This is a genomic window from Bacillus methanolicus PB1, assembly GCF_000262755.1.
Lineage (GTDB): Bacteria > Bacillota > Bacilli > Bacillales > Cytobacillaceae > Bacillus_Z > Bacillus_Z methanolicus.
On sequence record NZ_AFEU01000002.1, the window covers coordinates 263,213 to 277,034 of the forward strand.

The 13,822-nt window shown below is 40.6% G+C and carries 18 protein-coding genes and 2 other annotated features; all 18 genes read right to left on the bottom strand.

What is annotated here, in order from left to right:
- Nucleotides 1-115: 115 nt before the first annotated feature.
- Nucleotides 116-718 (bottom strand): class I SAM-dependent methyltransferase, encoded by a 603-nt coding sequence (locus tag PB1_RS06385; RefSeq protein WP_003351437.1) that lies wholly within the window; start codon nt 716-718, stop codon nt 116-118.
- 126 nt (nt 719-844) lie between these two features.
- Nucleotides 845-1,210: a 50S ribosomal protein L7/L12 gene (gene rplL / locus PB1_RS06390; RefSeq protein ID WP_003351438.1), complete on the bottom strand. Its 366-nt coding sequence runs from the start codon at nt 1,208-1,210 to the stop codon at nt 845-847.
- A 55-nt stretch (nt 1,211-1,265) separates the two neighbouring features.
- Nucleotides 1,266-1,766: a 50S ribosomal protein L10 gene (gene rplJ, locus PB1_RS06395; protein WP_003351439.1), complete on the bottom strand. Its 501-nt coding sequence runs from the start codon at nt 1,764-1,766 to the stop codon at nt 1,266-1,268.
- A gap of 33 nt (nt 1,767-1,799) precedes the next feature.
- Nucleotides 1,800-1,951, bottom strand: a sequence feature (ribosomal protein L10 leader region).
- 50 nt (nt 1,952-2,001) lie between these two features.
- A complete protein-coding gene (rplA, locus tag PB1_RS06400; RefSeq protein ID WP_003351440.1) occupies nt 2,002-2,700 on the bottom strand; it encodes a 50S ribosomal protein L1 in 699 nt (232 codons plus the stop codon).
- Nucleotides 2,701-3,039: 339 nt separating this feature from the next.
- Nucleotides 3,040-3,465 carry a 50S ribosomal protein L11 gene (rplK, locus tag PB1_RS06405; protein WP_003351441.1) on the bottom strand — a complete coding sequence of 142 codons (426 nt, stop codon included), beginning with the start codon at nt 3,463-3,465 and terminating at the stop codon, nt 3,040-3,042.
- Between the two features lie 173 nt (nt 3,466-3,638).
- The gene (gene nusG / locus PB1_RS06410) at nt 3,639-4,172 is read right to left on the bottom strand and encodes a transcription termination/antitermination protein NusG (protein WP_003351442.1); all 534 of its coding nucleotides are present in this window, start codon (nt 4,170-4,172) and stop codon (nt 3,639-3,641) included.
- A gap of 161 nt (nt 4,173-4,333) precedes the next feature.
- Nucleotides 4,334-4,516, bottom strand: a complete 183-nt coding sequence (gene secE / locus PB1_RS06415) for a preprotein translocase subunit SecE (protein WP_003351443.1) — start codon at nt 4,514-4,516, stop codon at nt 4,334-4,336.
- Between the two features lie 58 nt (nt 4,517-4,574).
- On the bottom strand, nt 4,575-4,724 hold the full coding sequence (gene rpmG / locus PB1_RS16915; RefSeq protein WP_003351444.1) for a 50S ribosomal protein L33: 150 nt from the start codon (nt 4,722-4,724) through the stop codon (nt 4,575-4,577).
- 100 nt (nt 4,725-4,824) lie between these two features.
- Nucleotides 4,825-5,481 (bottom strand): RNA polymerase sporulation sigma factor SigH, encoded by a 657-nt coding sequence (sigH, locus tag PB1_RS06420; RefSeq protein ID WP_337999021.1) that lies wholly within the window; start codon nt 5,479-5,481, stop codon nt 4,825-4,827.
- Between the two features lie 67 nt (nt 5,482-5,548).
- The gene (locus PB1_RS06425; RefSeq protein WP_003351446.1) at nt 5,549-6,055 is read right to left on the bottom strand and encodes an NYN domain-containing protein; all 507 of its coding nucleotides are present in this window, start codon (nt 6,053-6,055) and stop codon (nt 5,549-5,551) included.
- A gap of 2 nt (nt 6,056-6,057) precedes the next feature.
- A complete protein-coding gene (gene rlmB / locus PB1_RS06430; protein WP_003351447.1) occupies nt 6,058-6,801 on the bottom strand; it encodes a 23S rRNA (guanosine(2251)-2'-O)-methyltransferase RlmB in 744 nt (247 codons plus the stop codon).
- Nucleotides 6,798-7,223 (bottom strand): Mini-ribonuclease 3, encoded by a 426-nt coding sequence (locus PB1_RS06435; protein ID WP_003351448.1) that lies wholly within the window; start codon nt 7,221-7,223, stop codon nt 6,798-6,800. Before PB1_RS06435 ends, rlmB begins: the two co-directional genes overlap by 4 nt.
- Nucleotides 7,224-7,227: 4 nt before the next feature.
- Complete coding sequence (gene cysS, locus PB1_RS06440; protein WP_003351450.1) at nt 7,228-8,625, bottom strand: cysteine--tRNA ligase; 1,398 nt, start codon at nt 8,623-8,625, stop codon at nt 7,228-7,230.
- The gene (cysE, locus tag PB1_RS06445) at nt 8,615-9,271 is read right to left on the bottom strand and encodes a serine O-acetyltransferase (RefSeq protein ID WP_003351451.1); all 657 of its coding nucleotides are present in this window, start codon (nt 9,269-9,271) and stop codon (nt 8,615-8,617) included. The genes cysS and cysE overlap by 11 nt, the downstream gene beginning before the upstream one ends.
- A 74-nt stretch (nt 9,272-9,345) precedes the next feature.
- Nucleotides 9,346-9,573 (bottom strand) — a binding site (T-box leader).
- Between the two features lie 42 nt (nt 9,574-9,615).
- Entirely contained in the window at nt 9,616-11,073 is a 1,458-nt protein-coding gene (gene gltX, locus PB1_RS06450) for a glutamate--tRNA ligase (RefSeq protein ID WP_003351452.1), read from the bottom strand.
- Nucleotides 11,074-11,130: 57 nt separating this feature from the next.
- On the bottom strand, nt 11,131-11,631 hold the full coding sequence (gene ispF, locus PB1_RS06455) for a 2-C-methyl-D-erythritol 2,4-cyclodiphosphate synthase (RefSeq protein ID WP_003351453.1): 501 nt from the start codon (nt 11,629-11,631) through the stop codon (nt 11,131-11,133).
- Between the two features lie 29 nt (nt 11,632-11,660).
- On the bottom strand, nt 11,661-12,359 hold the full coding sequence (gene ispD, locus PB1_RS06460) for a 2-C-methyl-D-erythritol 4-phosphate cytidylyltransferase (RefSeq protein ID WP_003351454.1): 699 nt from the start codon (nt 12,357-12,359) through the stop codon (nt 11,661-11,663).
- 223 nt (nt 12,360-12,582) lie between these two features.
- Nucleotides 12,583-13,665, bottom strand: coding sequence for a PIN/TRAM domain-containing protein (locus PB1_RS06465; protein WP_003351455.1), 1,083 nt, complete (start codon nt 13,663-13,665; stop codon nt 12,583-12,585).
- Nucleotides 13,666-13,822: the final 157 nt, after the last annotated feature.

Genomic DNA, 13,822 nt, shown 5'->3' on the forward strand with positions numbered 1-13,822 from the left:
ATTTTGTTATTTTTTCCTTATAAAACCATTTTTATACAAATCCCAATGAAATTAGCAATATTTCCGAGAATATTCTGTTGGCATTTTATAATACTAACATAGCATATTATGCTAGTCAATATTTTTTTGCTCGGATAACAAAATAACCTTTCTTTTTTTCAACGATGCCCACTTCATCAAAGATTTCATTTAACTTATCGATTGCCGAAGGAGCTCCCTGCTTTTTTTGAATGACAACCCACAGTTCCCCGCCTGGTTTTAAATGGCTGACACTTTGTTCAAAAATATCGTGGACAATCTTTTTTCCTGCCCGAATCGGAGGATTTGTGACGATGGATGCAAAATCGTGTTCTTTTACACCAGTCAATCGGTCACTTTCATAAATTAGGACATTATCAATTTTGTTTAATAGAGCATTCTCTTTAGCAAGTGCAAGGGCACGATCATTTACATCCACCATATGAACAGAAATAGTTTCGAAGCTTTTCGCAATCGAAAGCCCAATTGGCCCATAACCACAACCGACATCCAAAACATTTCCCTCTACATCAGGCAATGCAAACGTCTCTATCAACAACCTTGATCCAAAATCTATTTCTCTTTTTGAAAAAACACCATTATCCGTCTTAAAACGAAAGATATTATTTCGAAGCTTATAATCCCAATAGACAGGGTCACTTACAACATTTTGAGTCCGGGAGTAATAATGGTCAGACATGAAGTTCACCTCCGATGGAGAGTCAATGAGGGAATCGAGGATTGCTATATGAACGGTATTATATGCTATTTATTAGGAAAAAGCAAAAAATTTGAAAAAGCCCGCTATGCAGCGAGCCTTTTTTCATTACTTAACTTCAACGCCAGCTCCAACTTCTTCAAGTTTAGCTTTGATTTCTTCAGCTTCTTCTTTAGAAACGCCTTCTTTAAGAGGCTTTGGAGTGTTGTCAACAAGTTCTTTTGCTTCTTTAAGGCCAAGACCTGTAATTTCACGTACAACTTTGATAACTTTGATTTTTTGGTCGCCTGCAGATGCAAGAATAACGTCAAATTCAGTTTTATCAGCAGCAGCTTCGCCGCCAGCAGCGCCACCTACAACAGCTACAGGAGCAGCAGCAGTTACACCGAACTCTTCTTCAATTGCTTTTACTAATTCATTTAATTCTAAAACAGTCATATTTTTAACTGCTTCAATAATTTGTTCTTTAGTCATTTTAAATTTCCTCCTTATTTGTTGTTTTATTTAACCGGCAAACACTATCTTCAGCCTATGCGCCTTGCTCTTCTTTTTGGTCTGCAACCGCTTTTGCTGCAAGAGCAAAGTTGCGGATAGGTGCTTGAAGAACGCTGAGTAGCATAGAAAGCAAGCCTTCGCGGGATGGTAGATCTGCAAGAGCTTTAATTTCTTCCACTGTTGCGATATTTCCTTCAATTACACCTGCTTTAATTTCAAGAGCTTCGTGGTTTTTCGCAAATTCGTTTAAAATTTTCGCCGGAGCAACAACGTCTTCGTTGCTGAAAGCGATCGCGTTTGGACCTGTTAAAGCTTCATTCAAGCCAGTAAGTTCAACAGCTTCAGCCGCACGTCGAGTTAAAGTATTTTTGTATACTTTGAATTCGATGCCAGCTTCACGAAGCTGTTTGCGAAGCTCAGTTACTTCAGCAACATTAAGACCACGATAGTCTACAACGATTGTTGTTTTGCTGGCTTTAAACTTTTCGGCAATTTCTTGTACGATTTGTTTCTTTTGTTCGATTGCGCTGCTCATCCTTACACCTCCTGTATATTTTCTACATTCATACCGTCCAATAAAAAACCTCCACATCTTTTCACAGACATGGAGGCAGTATACAATAGCCGCCTTTTAGCGGACTAACTAAATCTATCGTATTACCTCGGTAGGAAATTAAGCCATTCGGCACCTACTGTCTGCGGTATAAATGTTATTCTATATTCACAACAGAATCCATTATATTAAGCTGGATTCAGATTGTCAACTATCATTATTTGACTGCAACAGATGAAGGATCAACTTTGATTCCTGGTCCCATTGTTGAAGTAACAGTTACGTTCTTCATGTAAGTGCCTTTTGCAGCAGCTGGTTTTACTTTTAACATTGTTTCAAAGATTGTGTTGAAATTTTCAACAAGCTTTTCGCTTTCGAAAGATGTTTTACCGATCGGAACGTGGATGTTGCCGGCTTTGTCAACACGGTATTCAACTTTACCAGCTTTGATTTCTTTTACTGCACGTTCGACATCAAAAGTAACTGTACCCGTTTTAGGGTTTGGCATTAAGCCTTTTGGCCCTAATACACGTCCAAGTTTACCGACTTCACCCATCATGTCAGGTGTAGCAACGATTACATCAAATTCAAACCAACCTTGGTTGATTTTATTGATGTATTCAGAATCACCTACGTAGTCTGCACCGGCAGCTTCTGCTTCTTTCGCTTTTTCACCTTTCGCGAATACAAGCACGCGTTGAGTTTTACCGGTACCGTTAGGAAGAACAACTGCACCGCGGATTTGCTGATCTGCTTTCCTAGGGTCAACCCCAAGACGGAATGCTGCTTCAACTGTTGCATCAAATTTTACAATACTTGTTTTCTTTACAAGATCGATCGCTTCTTCGATTGCGTAAGCTTTTGAACGATCTACAAGCTTCGCAGCTTCTAAATACTTCTTACCTTTTTTAGCCATTTTTAATTTTCCTCCTTGAATGTGGTTTTAGCGGAATAACCTCCCACTTAAGAAAAGCGCAAGCGCCTTGATTAGCCCCTACATCTGCTTGCGGTCCTGCCAATGAAGTCGCTTTTTGACTTTATTGGCAGGCGTGAGGAGACCTCGAGGGGCTAGGCGCTGTAGCTAGACTGAGTATCTAATCCAAAGACGCTTTTCTGCATTATCAAAGTTAAACTTTCTATATAAGTACAAAAGCGCAGGCGCCTTGTCAAGCACCTTAGCTGGACGAATAAAGGTTGCGAGTGAAACAAATTCATCGTCGCAACCTCAAGCCAAATCATTTCCGACAAGTACGGATTAGTCTTCGATAACGATACCCATGCTGCGTGCAGTACCTTCAACCATGCGCATTGCACTTTCAACGCTTGATGCGTTTAGGTCAGGCATTTTTTGTTCAGCAATCTCGCGCACTTTGTCACGCTTAATTGTTGCTACTTTATTACGATTCGGTTCACCGGAACCTGACTGAATTCCAGCTGCAACTTTAAGAAGTACAGCAGCAGGAGGAGTTTTCGTAATAAATGTAAAAGAACGGTCTTCAAATACCGTAATTTCAACAGGAATGATTAATCCAGCTTGATCAGCTGTCCGAGCATTAAACTCTTTACAGAATCCCATAATGTTAACACCAGCTTGACCCAGCGCAGGACCAACCGGCGGTGCTGGATTCGCTTTACCGGCAGGGATTTGCAATTTAACAATCTTAATTACTTTTTTAGCCACGAGACACACCTCCTTAAAGTCCGTGATGTGGTAATAGGGATTATACCCTCCCACTCATATAGAAGTCTTTATATTAAGATAAAGAACTTGACAAATGTCCAGCCTCATTTTCCGAGACATACTGACCTATGAAATATTATCATTTTTCTGAGCTGATTTCAAGTTTTTTCAGATTATAATTTTTCAATTTGTGAAAAATCAAGCTCGACCGGAGTATCCCGGCCAAACATGTTGACAAGAACTTTAATCTTTGCTTTGTCTTTATCAATTTCTTCAATCATGCCAGTAAAGTTGGCAAACGGGCCTTCTTTCACTTGAACCATTTCACCAATCTCAAAGTCAATATCTATGCGTTTTTCTTCAACACCCATGCGTTTTAAAATAGCGTTTACTTCCTCAGGGAGAAGCGGCGTCGGTTTGGATCCAGAACCTGCCGATCCAACAAAACCGGTAACGCCGGGAGTATTGCGGACAACGTACCAGGAATCATCGGTCAAGATAAGCTCGACAAGGACATAGCCAGGAAACACCTTTCGCTTTAACACTTTCTTTTTTCCGTTTTTAATTTCGGTTTCTTCTTCTTCAGGAACAATAACCCGGAAAATTTTATCCTGCATTCCCATCGATTCTACACGTTTTTCCAGGTTCGCCCTTACTTTGTTTTCATAACCAGAGTACGTATGAACAACATACCAATTTTTTTCCATTTATGAGGACTTTATCGTCCTTCCCTCCCCGTACTTTTAAAATCATATTTTCAAATGTACGAACTTCTACAATTAATTTTTGAACAAATGAAAAAACCCGTTTCCGGGCTTTTGTAAATCTATCCTGCATTATTCACCATTATAACATTAGTTTACATGGATTATTCAAGAATAAATCGAATCAATTCAGAAATTCCTAAGTCAATAATCGCGAAAAACAAGGCAAAAAATGTTACTGTAGTTAAAACTGTGATCGTGTAACGAGTTAATTCTTTGCGTTTTGGCCAGCTTACCTTTCTCATTTCACGTGCTGTTTCACGGAAAAAATCAGCTATGCGTTGCATTTCGTAACCTCCAACTTTTCTGGGAATAACCTGAAGAAATCGATCTTGTAAAGGGAATTTATTTTGTTTCTAGATGAATTGTCTGCTTGCCGCAAGTTCGGCAAAATTTGTTGAGTTCCATACGCTCCGTCTGTGTCTTTTTATTGCTGGTCGTTGAATAATTGCGTGATCCGCACTCGACGCAGGCCAAAACTACTTTTTTCCTCATTTTTCACACCTGCTAATCTCCCTTTTACGTCGTTAAAACTTTACCACGCACCTATATTAAAGTCAATAAAAGACTGTAAGAATCTGTGAATTCATAGTTCCTAAAGCGAAAATTCCCTGACTTCCAGATACCGCTCCAATTTTCTTTTTACCCGTTGCAGCGCATTATCAATTGACTTCACATGTCGATTCAATTCTTCCGAAATTTCCTGATAGGACTGGCCATCTAAATAGAGCGCAAGAACTTTTCGTTCCAAATCGCTTAAGAGCTCTGTCATTTTCACTTCGATATGGTCGAACTCTTCCTGATTGATAATTAACTCTTCAGGATCCATCACTTTTGCCCCGGAGATAACATCCATTAAGGTCCTGTCCGATTCCTCATCATAAATCGGCTTGTCTAATGAAACATATGAATTCAGCGGAATATGCTTCTGTCTCGTAGCTGTTTTAATGGCGGTTATAATCTGCCTGGTTATGCACAATTCTGCAAACGCTTTAAACGAAGTGAGCTTGTCCTCTTTAAAATCACGGATCGCTTTGTATAAACCGATCATTCCTTCCTGGACGATATCCTCCTTATCCGCTCCAATCAGGAAATAAGAGCGCGCTTTTGCACGCACGAAATTCCTGTACTTATGGATCAGATAATCCAAAGCCTCACTTTCTCCATTGTGCACCAATTCCACGATTACCTCATCTTCAAGCTGAACATACTTTTCGTTGAGTTTCGATCTGAAGTCAATCGTCACACAGATCCCCCCGCCCGCGCAAGCATAGATAAAAATATTATACAGTACCCGATTTTACAGCGTCAACAGCCCGTCACTGTTCTCTGCGCCATTTTTCAAAAATTTCTGCCACTTCATCACTAAGAGGAATCTTCGATAAGGGTTTTTTCGTTTGAATTTTTTTTACGCTTTTTTCAATTCCTTTTTTGATAACTTCCATTTCGGTTAATAATTCTCGCGCCGATTTTCGGAGCGCACCTTGTCCAAATATCGCCCACTGTTCGGTATAATCCGAGGTTGCAACATGTATTTGAGTTTTCCGGTTGCTTAAAGAGATGGCTAATTTTTCAATTCTCTCATCGGCCGTTTCATTCTCTCTTGTAAAAATAACTTCCACTTTAAAATTTTTGTATTTCTTTTCAACACCTTTTACAAATTGGGCATCAAACACAATAATTACCCGATACCCGGTGTATGCCTGATATTCCGCCATGTTATCTATCAAACGGTCTCTTGCGGCAGCCAGGTCGCTGTTTTTTAAAGCCCTTAATTCCGGCCATGCCCCGATAATGTTGTAACCGTCTACAATCATAATGTCCATATTCATTCCCCTAAAGGATGGCGTTTACGGTAAACCTCATACATTAAAAGGGCAGCAGCAACTGAGGCATTAAGCGAGGTAACATGGCCTGTCATTGGCAAATGAATAAGGAAATCACATTTATCGCGGATAAGCCTCCCCATTCCTTTTCCTTCACTGCCGATGACTAATCCAAGCGGGAGTGTTCCGTCAAATGTACGATAGTCTTCTTTCCCTTTTGCATCTGTACCGGCGATCCACAATCCCCTGTCTTTTAGTTCATCAATGATTTGAGCCATATTTGTGACTCTGACAACCGGAATATATTCAATTGCTCCTGTCGATGCCTTGGCAACAGTTGCTGTTAATCCTACCGCCCTCCGTTTTGGAATGATGATCCCATGAACTCCCGCGGCATCAGCAGTTCTTATGATCGACCCCAGGTTGTGGGGATCCTCGATTTCATCTAACAACAATAAGAAAGGAGGCTCTTGTTTTTTTTCTGCAACGGCAAATAAATCGTCTAATTCTGCATACTGATATGCTGCAACATAGGCGATGATGCCCTGGTGATTCCCATCAAATATCTGATCCAGCTTTTTCTTTGGCACGAATTGTACGGGCACATTCGCTTCCTTCGCAAGCCTTGTGATTTGCTGCATCTGTCCCCGATGGGAACCTTCTGCAATTATAATTTTATTAATATTGCGTTCTGATTTAAGTGCTTCAATGACAGGGTTTTTCCCGATGATAAAATCTTGATTCATAAAGATGCTCCTCCTTTCCCTGTCTCGATCAGCTGGAAGGCGGCTTTAATAATTTCCTCAAGCCTCTTTTCCTGTTTTGATAAAAATAAATATCCGAGCAACGCTTCAAATGCAGTGCTGTACCTGTATGTTTGCACATCCGTATTTTTCGGCACTGTACCCGATTTTGCGTTGCGTCCTCTTTTTACAACAGCAACTTCATGATCGCTCAATTCTCCATTTTCAAGAAGCTGATGAATAATCTGAGACTGAGCTTTTGCCGACACATATTTTGTTGATTCTCTATGCAGATCGTGAGGCTTTACCTTCCCGCTTTGCAAAAGGTGATATCTGACATATTTCTCAAAAACAGCATCTCCCATATAGGCCAGTGCAAGACTATTTAATTGGTTTTCGTCAATCTTATGATCATAGTCAAGCATGCTGTCAGCCTCTTTTCCATCTTGTCCCTTGAGGAGTATCTTCTAAAATAATATTCATATCTTTTAATTGATCACGAATTTGATCTGCAAGCTGGAAATCGCGGTTTTTGCGGGCTTGAATCCGCTTTTCGATTAATGCTTCAATTTCCTCATCAAGGAGTTCTTCTTTTTCAAGGGTTAAGCCAAGAACAGAAAATAATTCTTCAAATTCCTTCATAAAAGCATTAATCACTTCTTGTGAAGTGTTCTTTTCCAACAGATAATAATTTGCTGCCTTTGACAGTTCAAATAAAACTGATACTCCGTTTGCTGTGTTAAAATCATCATCCATCTCACGAATAAATTGTTCACGGAGCGATTTAATTTTATTAAGCCATTCTTGATTATTCTCAGTCAGGCCTGTACTCGCATTTTTACGGTGTTTTAAGTTTTGATAAGAGGTTTTAATCCTTTCTAATCCCGCTTTTGTATTTTCCAGTAACTCCCCGCTGTAGTTGATCGGGTTCCGATAATGAACGGAAAGCATAAAAAACCTTAATACTTGCGGGTCGTGTTTTTTAATAATATCATTCACTAACACAAAGTTTCCGAGCGATTTGGACATTTTTTCATTATCGATATTAATATAACCGTTATGCATCCAATAGCGGGCAAATGTTTTTCCAGTGTAAGCTTCTGACTGGGCGATTTCATTTTCGTGATGCGGAAATGTCAGGTCTTGTCCTCCTGCATGAATATCAATAGTATCTCCTAAATATTTCTTTACCATTGCAGAGCACTCAATATGCCAGCCGGGACGTCCTTTCCCCCAAGGGCTTTCCCAGGATATTTCTCCTTCTTTGGCTGCTTTCCAGAGAGCAAAATCAAGAGGATCGTGCTTTTTTTCACCCACTTCAATGCGCGCCCCGGCCCGAAGCTCGTCAATTGATTGATGGGAGAGCTTTCCGTACCCGTCAAACTTTCTTGTCCGGTAATACACATCCCCTTCAGACTCATAAGCATAGCCTTTTTCAATTAAGGCGCTAATAAATTCAATGATGATATCCATGTTTTCCGTTACCCTCGGGTGCACATCAGCCTTTTTGCAGCCGAGGGCCGATACATCCTCGAAATAAGCATTAATAAACCGTTCCGCTATCGTCGGCACATCCTCACCCAATTCATTGGCCGCTTTAATTAACTTGTCATCAACATCCGTAAAATTCGAGACGAACTGAACATCATACCCGCGAAACTGAAAATAGCGGCGAACAGTGTCAAAAACAATTGCCGGCCGTGCGTTTCCAATATGAATATAGTTATATACCGTCGGTCCGCATACATACATTTTAATTTTTCCCGGTTCAAGCGAAACAAACTCTTCTTTCTTTCTGGTTAATGTATTAAAAATTTTAATCGGCATTCACTTTGCTCCTTTCTTTGGTGAGTTCTTCAAGCGCTTTTTTTAGTTCATTAATCTCTTTCTCCATTTCTTTAAACCGGTCTGCAATTGGATCCGGAACATTCGTATGGTCTAGATCTTTAACCCGGATTCCGTCTCTTACAACGACTCTTGCTTTCATCCCCACCACTGTGGAATTGGGGGGAACATCTTGAAGGACGACTGCTCCGGCTCCTATTTTTGCGTTTTCCCCTATTGTGATGGAGCCAAGAACTTTTGCTCCTGTTGCAATCAGCGCATTATCCTTTACGGTCGGATGTCTCTTTCCTTTTTCCTTTCCGGTACCGCCAAGAGTTACTCCTTGGTACACGGTTACATTATCTCCTATTTCACATGTTTCTCCAATGACTACCCCCATTCCGTGGTCGATGAAGAAACGACGTCCAATTTTTGCTCCAGGGTGGATTTCAATGCCGGTAAAAAAACGGCTGATTTGTGAAATGACTCTCGCAAAAAAATAAAATTTTCGTTTATATAAGGCATGTGCAATCCGATGAGCCCATATAGCGTGCAGACCGGAATACGTTAAGATGACTTCCAGATAACTTCTCGCTGCCGGATCTTGATCAAAAACAACTTCTATATCTTCCTTTAATCTCTTAAACATTTGCTAACCTCCCTGCACCTGGATTTTTCAAACTCTATTTTCCTAAAAAATCAAAAAAGCGCCTCTGTTCAAGCGACAGAGACGCTTACGCGCGCGGTTCCACTCTGTTTAAGCCGCACTTTCGGCTTCAACTTTCACCTGTTAACGGAAGGGTTCCGCCCAAGTCTACTCATTTCAAATTCCTTTTCGACGCGGGGCTCAGAGGGGCATTTCAAAAAACGAGAGGCTTGAACCACTTTCAGCCAATGATGGTTCTCTCTGAAAAGCATCATTTTTTTACTTGTCCTCTTCAACACTTTTGCTTTATGGAATTACTCTTAATATATAACATTTCTTAAAATATGTTAACCGATAATCGCTTGTACACGCGATTGAATTTTTTCTTTTCCTAACAGTTCAATTGTTTTTGGAAGATCAGGGCCATGTGTTTGGCCGGTAACAGCCGCCCGAATTGGCATGAACAGTTTTTTCCCTTTTTGGCCTGTTGCTTTCTGCACAGCTTTCATCGCAGCTTGAATTTTTTCTGCGTTAAATTCTTCGAGCTTTTCAATCTCTTCGGAAAAAGCTTTTAATACTTCAGGAACTTGTTCTTCTGAGAGAACTTCCCTCGCTTCTTCCTCATATTCTATTTCATCTTTAAAGAACAATTCCGTTAACGGAACGATTTCCGCTCCATAGCTCAATTTTTCATGATGTAAAGCAACGAGTTCTCTTGCCCATCGGCGCTCTTCATCGGCCATGTTTTCAGGGAGGCGGCCTGCTTTGATTAGATGCGGCAGCGACAGTTCAACCACTATGTCCAAGTCTTGCTTTTTCATATACTGGTTGTTCATCCATGTAAGCTTCTGTTTATCGAACAGCGCCGGTGACTTGGATAAACGGCTCGGATCAAAAATTTCAATGAATTCTTCTTTCGAAAAAATTTCTTCCTCTCCGGATGGAGACCATCCAAGCAAAGCAATAAAGTTAAATAAAGCCTCAGGCAGATACCCTAATTCTTCGTACTGTTCGATGAACTGAATAATCGACTCGTCCCGCTTGCTGAGCTTTTTGCGGTTTTCGTTGACAATCAGCGTCATATGCCCATAAACAGGCGCTTCCCAGCCGAATGCCTCAAATATCATTAATTGTTTCGGTGTGTTTGAAATATGGTCATCTCCGCGCAACACGTGCGAAATTTTCATTAAATAATCATCCACTGCCACAGCAAAGTTGTATGTTGGCGTTCCATCTTTTTTGACAATGACAAAATCACCGATTCCGTCAGATTCGAAAGAAACACGGCCTTTTACCATATCATCAAAGGCATAGATTTTTCCTTCCGGCACTTTAAAGCGGATGCTTGGTTTGCGCCCTTCCTTTTCAAACTTTTGACGGTCTTCTTCTGTTAAATGGCGGCATTTGCCTGAATAACGAGGCATTTCATTTTGTGCCATTTGAGCTTCCCGTTCTGCTTCAAGTTCCTCTTCTGTACAATAGCATTTATATGCAAGGTCCTTTTCTAAAAGTTCCTCGTAATACTTTTTATAAATGTCATTGCGCTCAGACTGGCGGTAAGGTCCATATTCGCCGCCGACATCTGTGCTTTCATCCCAGTCGATGCCCAGCCATTTTAAATATTTCAGCTGGCTTTGTTCGCCTCCTTCAATATTCCGTTTTTTATCCGTATCCTCAATCCGGATAATGAATTTTCCGCCTTTGTTTCTAGCAAATAAATAGTTAAACAAAGCTGTACGGGCATTTCCTATATGTAAATGTCCAGTTGGACTCGGAGCATAACGCACGCGAATTTCCTTTGACAAAAAGAGCCCCTCCTTTTTTAAATTTTAACTAGCTAATTGTATCATTCTGTTTATTCTTTATAAAGATAATGAAGAAGCTTTCGTCCTTTTTTTCAATAGAACAACGGCCTGGGCCGCAATCCCTTCTTCTCTCCCGGTAAAACCGAGCTTTTCAGTCGTAGTCGCTTTCACATTCACTTCCTCAGGGGCCGCCTCCAGCAACTCGGCGATTCGTTGCCGCATCTTTTCAATATACGGAGCCATTTTCGGTTTTTGGGCGATTATCGTACAATCCGCATTGACGAGCTCATAGCCTTTCTTTTTCACAATCTTCCACACTTCTTCCAGAAGCTTTGCTGAGTCCGCATCTTTAAAGGCCGGATCTGTATCCGGAAAGTGTCTTCCAATATCACCTGCACCGATAGCTCCTAAACAAGCATCCGCTACCGCATGCAAAAGTACATCTGCATCAGAGTGGCCGAGCAGACCCTTTTCATACGGGATCGTAATTCCTCCTAATATAAGAGGACGGTCTTCGGCAAATTGATGTACATCAAACCCTTGTCCTATACGAAACATTTACATTCTCCTTTTACAAAATGGTTGCTTTAGCCTTCTTTCTCCATATACTGTTTTTTTCGAAGGATTGCCTCGGCAAAAAACAAGTCTTCCGGAGTTGTCAGTTTAATATTATCGTAATTGCCTTCAGTTACAATTACCTTATGTCCCAAACGCTCTACAAGGCTAGCATCATCCGTCCCGATAAAGCCCTCGGCCTCCGCCTTGCGGTGCGCCTCGAGCAATAAGGAAATACGAAAAGCTTGTGGGGTCTGGACTGCCCACAAGCTGGAACGTTCAACGGTTTCCGTCACAGTGTAGCTTTGCACTTTTTTAATCGTATCCTTAACCGGAACGGCAACGATCGCCGCTCCGGTCTTTTCTGCCATAGCTGTCAGCCTGTGGATCGTCTCTATATCGATAAACGGCCTTGCAGCATCATGAACAAGAACAATTCCATTTTCCGGGAGAACTTTTAACCCGTTATAAACGCTATGCTGTCTTTCCGCTCCGCCGGGAACAATGGCTGTTACTTTTTTGATTCCGTATTCATGTATAAGAGAGCGGAATTCTTTTTCATCTTGCGGGTGAATGGAAAGTACGATTCCCTCGCATTTTCCGTCCTCTTCAAAAACCTTTAATGTGTGAATAAGTACAGGAACATCATTTAATGTAAGTAAAAGCTTATTTTTCCCCGCTCCCATTCTTTTCCCCTGGCCGGCAGCAGGAATAATGACCCGATAAGCCATAGACTAACTCCTATCTTAATATATCTAGCTACAGCGCCCAGGCAGTTTTCACCCTCGAATAATCTTCCTCGATTATCTTATGCAAAGCATGAGTTGAAAAAGTGATGCTATAAGCAGCTTGAGGTCGCTTCGCTTTTCTTTCCAATGAAGTCAAAAGTAAGACTTTACCGGCAGGACCGCAAGCAGCTGTCGGGCCTAAACCGAGGCGCTTTCGCTTGTCTTTTTAGAGTGCTTTTTCTAACAACTTCGGTTTTGCAAAAATCATTCGGCCTGCAGAAGTTTGCAGCACACTTGTCACAATGACATCAATGCGCTTGCCAATAAAATCACGGCCATCTTCAACAACAATCATCGTGCCATCATCTAAATAAGCGACCCCTTGTTTCTGCTCTTTACCGTCTTTAATGACTTGAACACTTAATTCTTCTCCTGGCAGAACAACCGGTTTAACCGCGTTGGCAAGATCATTGATATTCAAGACAGAAACATTTTGCAATTCACATACTTTGTTAAGGTTAAAATCATTCGTTACGACAACACCATTTGTTAATTTTGCAAGTTTGACTAACTTGCTGTCAACTTCCTGGATTTCCTCAAAATCGCCTTCATAAATTTCAACTTTGATTGCGAGTTCTTTTTGGATGCGATTAAGAATATCCAGACCTCTCCGGCCCCTGTTTCGTTTCAGCACATCTGATGAATCAGCAATATGCTGGAGTTCTTCGAGGACGAACTGAGGGATGACTATCGTTCCCTCAAGAAATCCTGTCTGACAAATATCAGCAACACGGCCGTCGATGATAACACTTGTGTCCAAAATTTTTAAAGTGCTGCTTTCCGCTTTCTCAACTTCTTCATCGAGACCTTTTTTCTTTTTATTTGTAAATAAGTTCAAAAGCTCGTCCCGTTTTTTAAATCCAACCTGAAAACCTAGATAACCGAATAAAAGAGTAAGTAAAATAGGTGCAACCGTATTTAGAATCGGAACTTGAATTGAATTTAAGGCAAAACCGATTAGAAATGCAACGACTAACCCAAAAACAAGGCCGACGCTTCCAAAAATAATTTCAGTAATCGGCGCCTTAATGAGAGAATCCTCTACCCATCGTACAAACTCAATAACATAATCTACCGCCCAAAAAGTAACAAGATAAAATATAAGTGCACCTAAAATTGCGGATACATATGGATTATTAATAAGACGAATGTTATCAATGCTTAACAAAGATAATAAATCTGGAATTAAAAAGATGCCAAGCGTCCCGCCAGTGATCAAAAAGCACGCCTGAACAATACGTTTTAACATTCCATCACCTCCTTATACTAATTATAAACAAATCTCTTAAATTGAAACGTATTATTACAGATTATTTTCTTTTTGTTAACTTATTGAAAAAAAGGTTTTACAATAATAACGTTTATGAAATTAGGATATTTTCTCAACTTTAGGGTAGCACCGTAAA

What these genes read in the sequence shown, in the direction of transcription:
- PB1_RS06385 (WP_003351437.1), bottom strand. Translation starts at nt 718, where the DNA reads ATGTCTGACCATTATTACTCCCGGACTCAAAATGTTGTAAGTGACCCT.
- rplL (WP_003351438.1), bottom strand. Translation starts at nt 1,210, where the DNA reads ATGACTAAAGAACAAATTATTGAAGCAGTTAAAAATATGACTGTTTTA.
- rplJ (WP_003351439.1), bottom strand. Translation starts at nt 1,766, where the DNA reads ATGAGCAGCGCAATCGAACAAAAGAAACAAATCGTACAAGAAATTGCC.
- rplA (WP_003351440.1), bottom strand. Translation starts at nt 2,700, where the DNA reads ATGGCTAAAAAAGGTAAGAAGTATTTAGAAGCTGCGAAGCTTGTAGAT.
- nusG (WP_003351442.1), bottom strand. Translation starts at nt 4,172, where the DNA reads ATGGAAAAAAATTGGTATGTTGTTCATACGTACTCTGGTTATGAAAAC.
- secE (WP_003351443.1), bottom strand. Translation starts at nt 4,516, where the DNA reads ATGCAACGCATAGCTGATTTTTTCCGTGAAACAGCACGTGAAATGAGA.
- rpmG (WP_003351444.1), bottom strand. Translation starts at nt 4,724, where the DNA reads ATGAGGAAAAAAGTAGTTTTGGCCTGCGTCGAGTGCGGATCACGCAAT.
- PB1_RS06425 (WP_003351446.1), bottom strand. Translation starts at nt 6,055, where the DNA reads ATGGACATTATGATTGTAGACGGTTACAACATTATCGGGGCATGGCCG.
- rlmB (WP_003351447.1), bottom strand. Translation starts at nt 6,801, where the DNA reads ATGAATCAAGATTTTATCATCGGGAAAAACCCTGTCATTGAAGCACTT.
- PB1_RS06435 (WP_003351448.1), bottom strand. Translation starts at nt 7,223, where the DNA reads ATGCTTGACTATGATCATAAGATTGACGAAAACCAATTAAATAGTCTT.
- cysS (WP_003351450.1), bottom strand. Translation starts at nt 8,625, where the DNA reads ATGCCGATTAAAATTTTTAATACATTAACCAGAAAGAAAGAAGAGTTT.
- cysE (WP_003351451.1), bottom strand. Translation starts at nt 9,271, where the DNA reads ATGTTTAAGAGATTAAAGGAAGATATAGAAGTTGTTTTTGATCAAGAT.
- ispF (WP_003351453.1), bottom strand. Translation starts at nt 11,631, where the DNA reads ATGTTTCGTATAGGACAAGGGTTTGATGTACATCAATTTGCCGAAGAC.
- ispD (WP_003351454.1), bottom strand. Translation starts at nt 12,359, where the DNA reads ATGGCTTATCGGGTCATTATTCCTGCTGCCGGCCAGGGGAAAAGAATG.
- PB1_RS06465 (WP_003351455.1), bottom strand. Translation starts at nt 13,665, where the DNA reads ATGTTAAAACGTATTGTTCAGGCGTGCTTTTTGATCACTGGCGGGACG.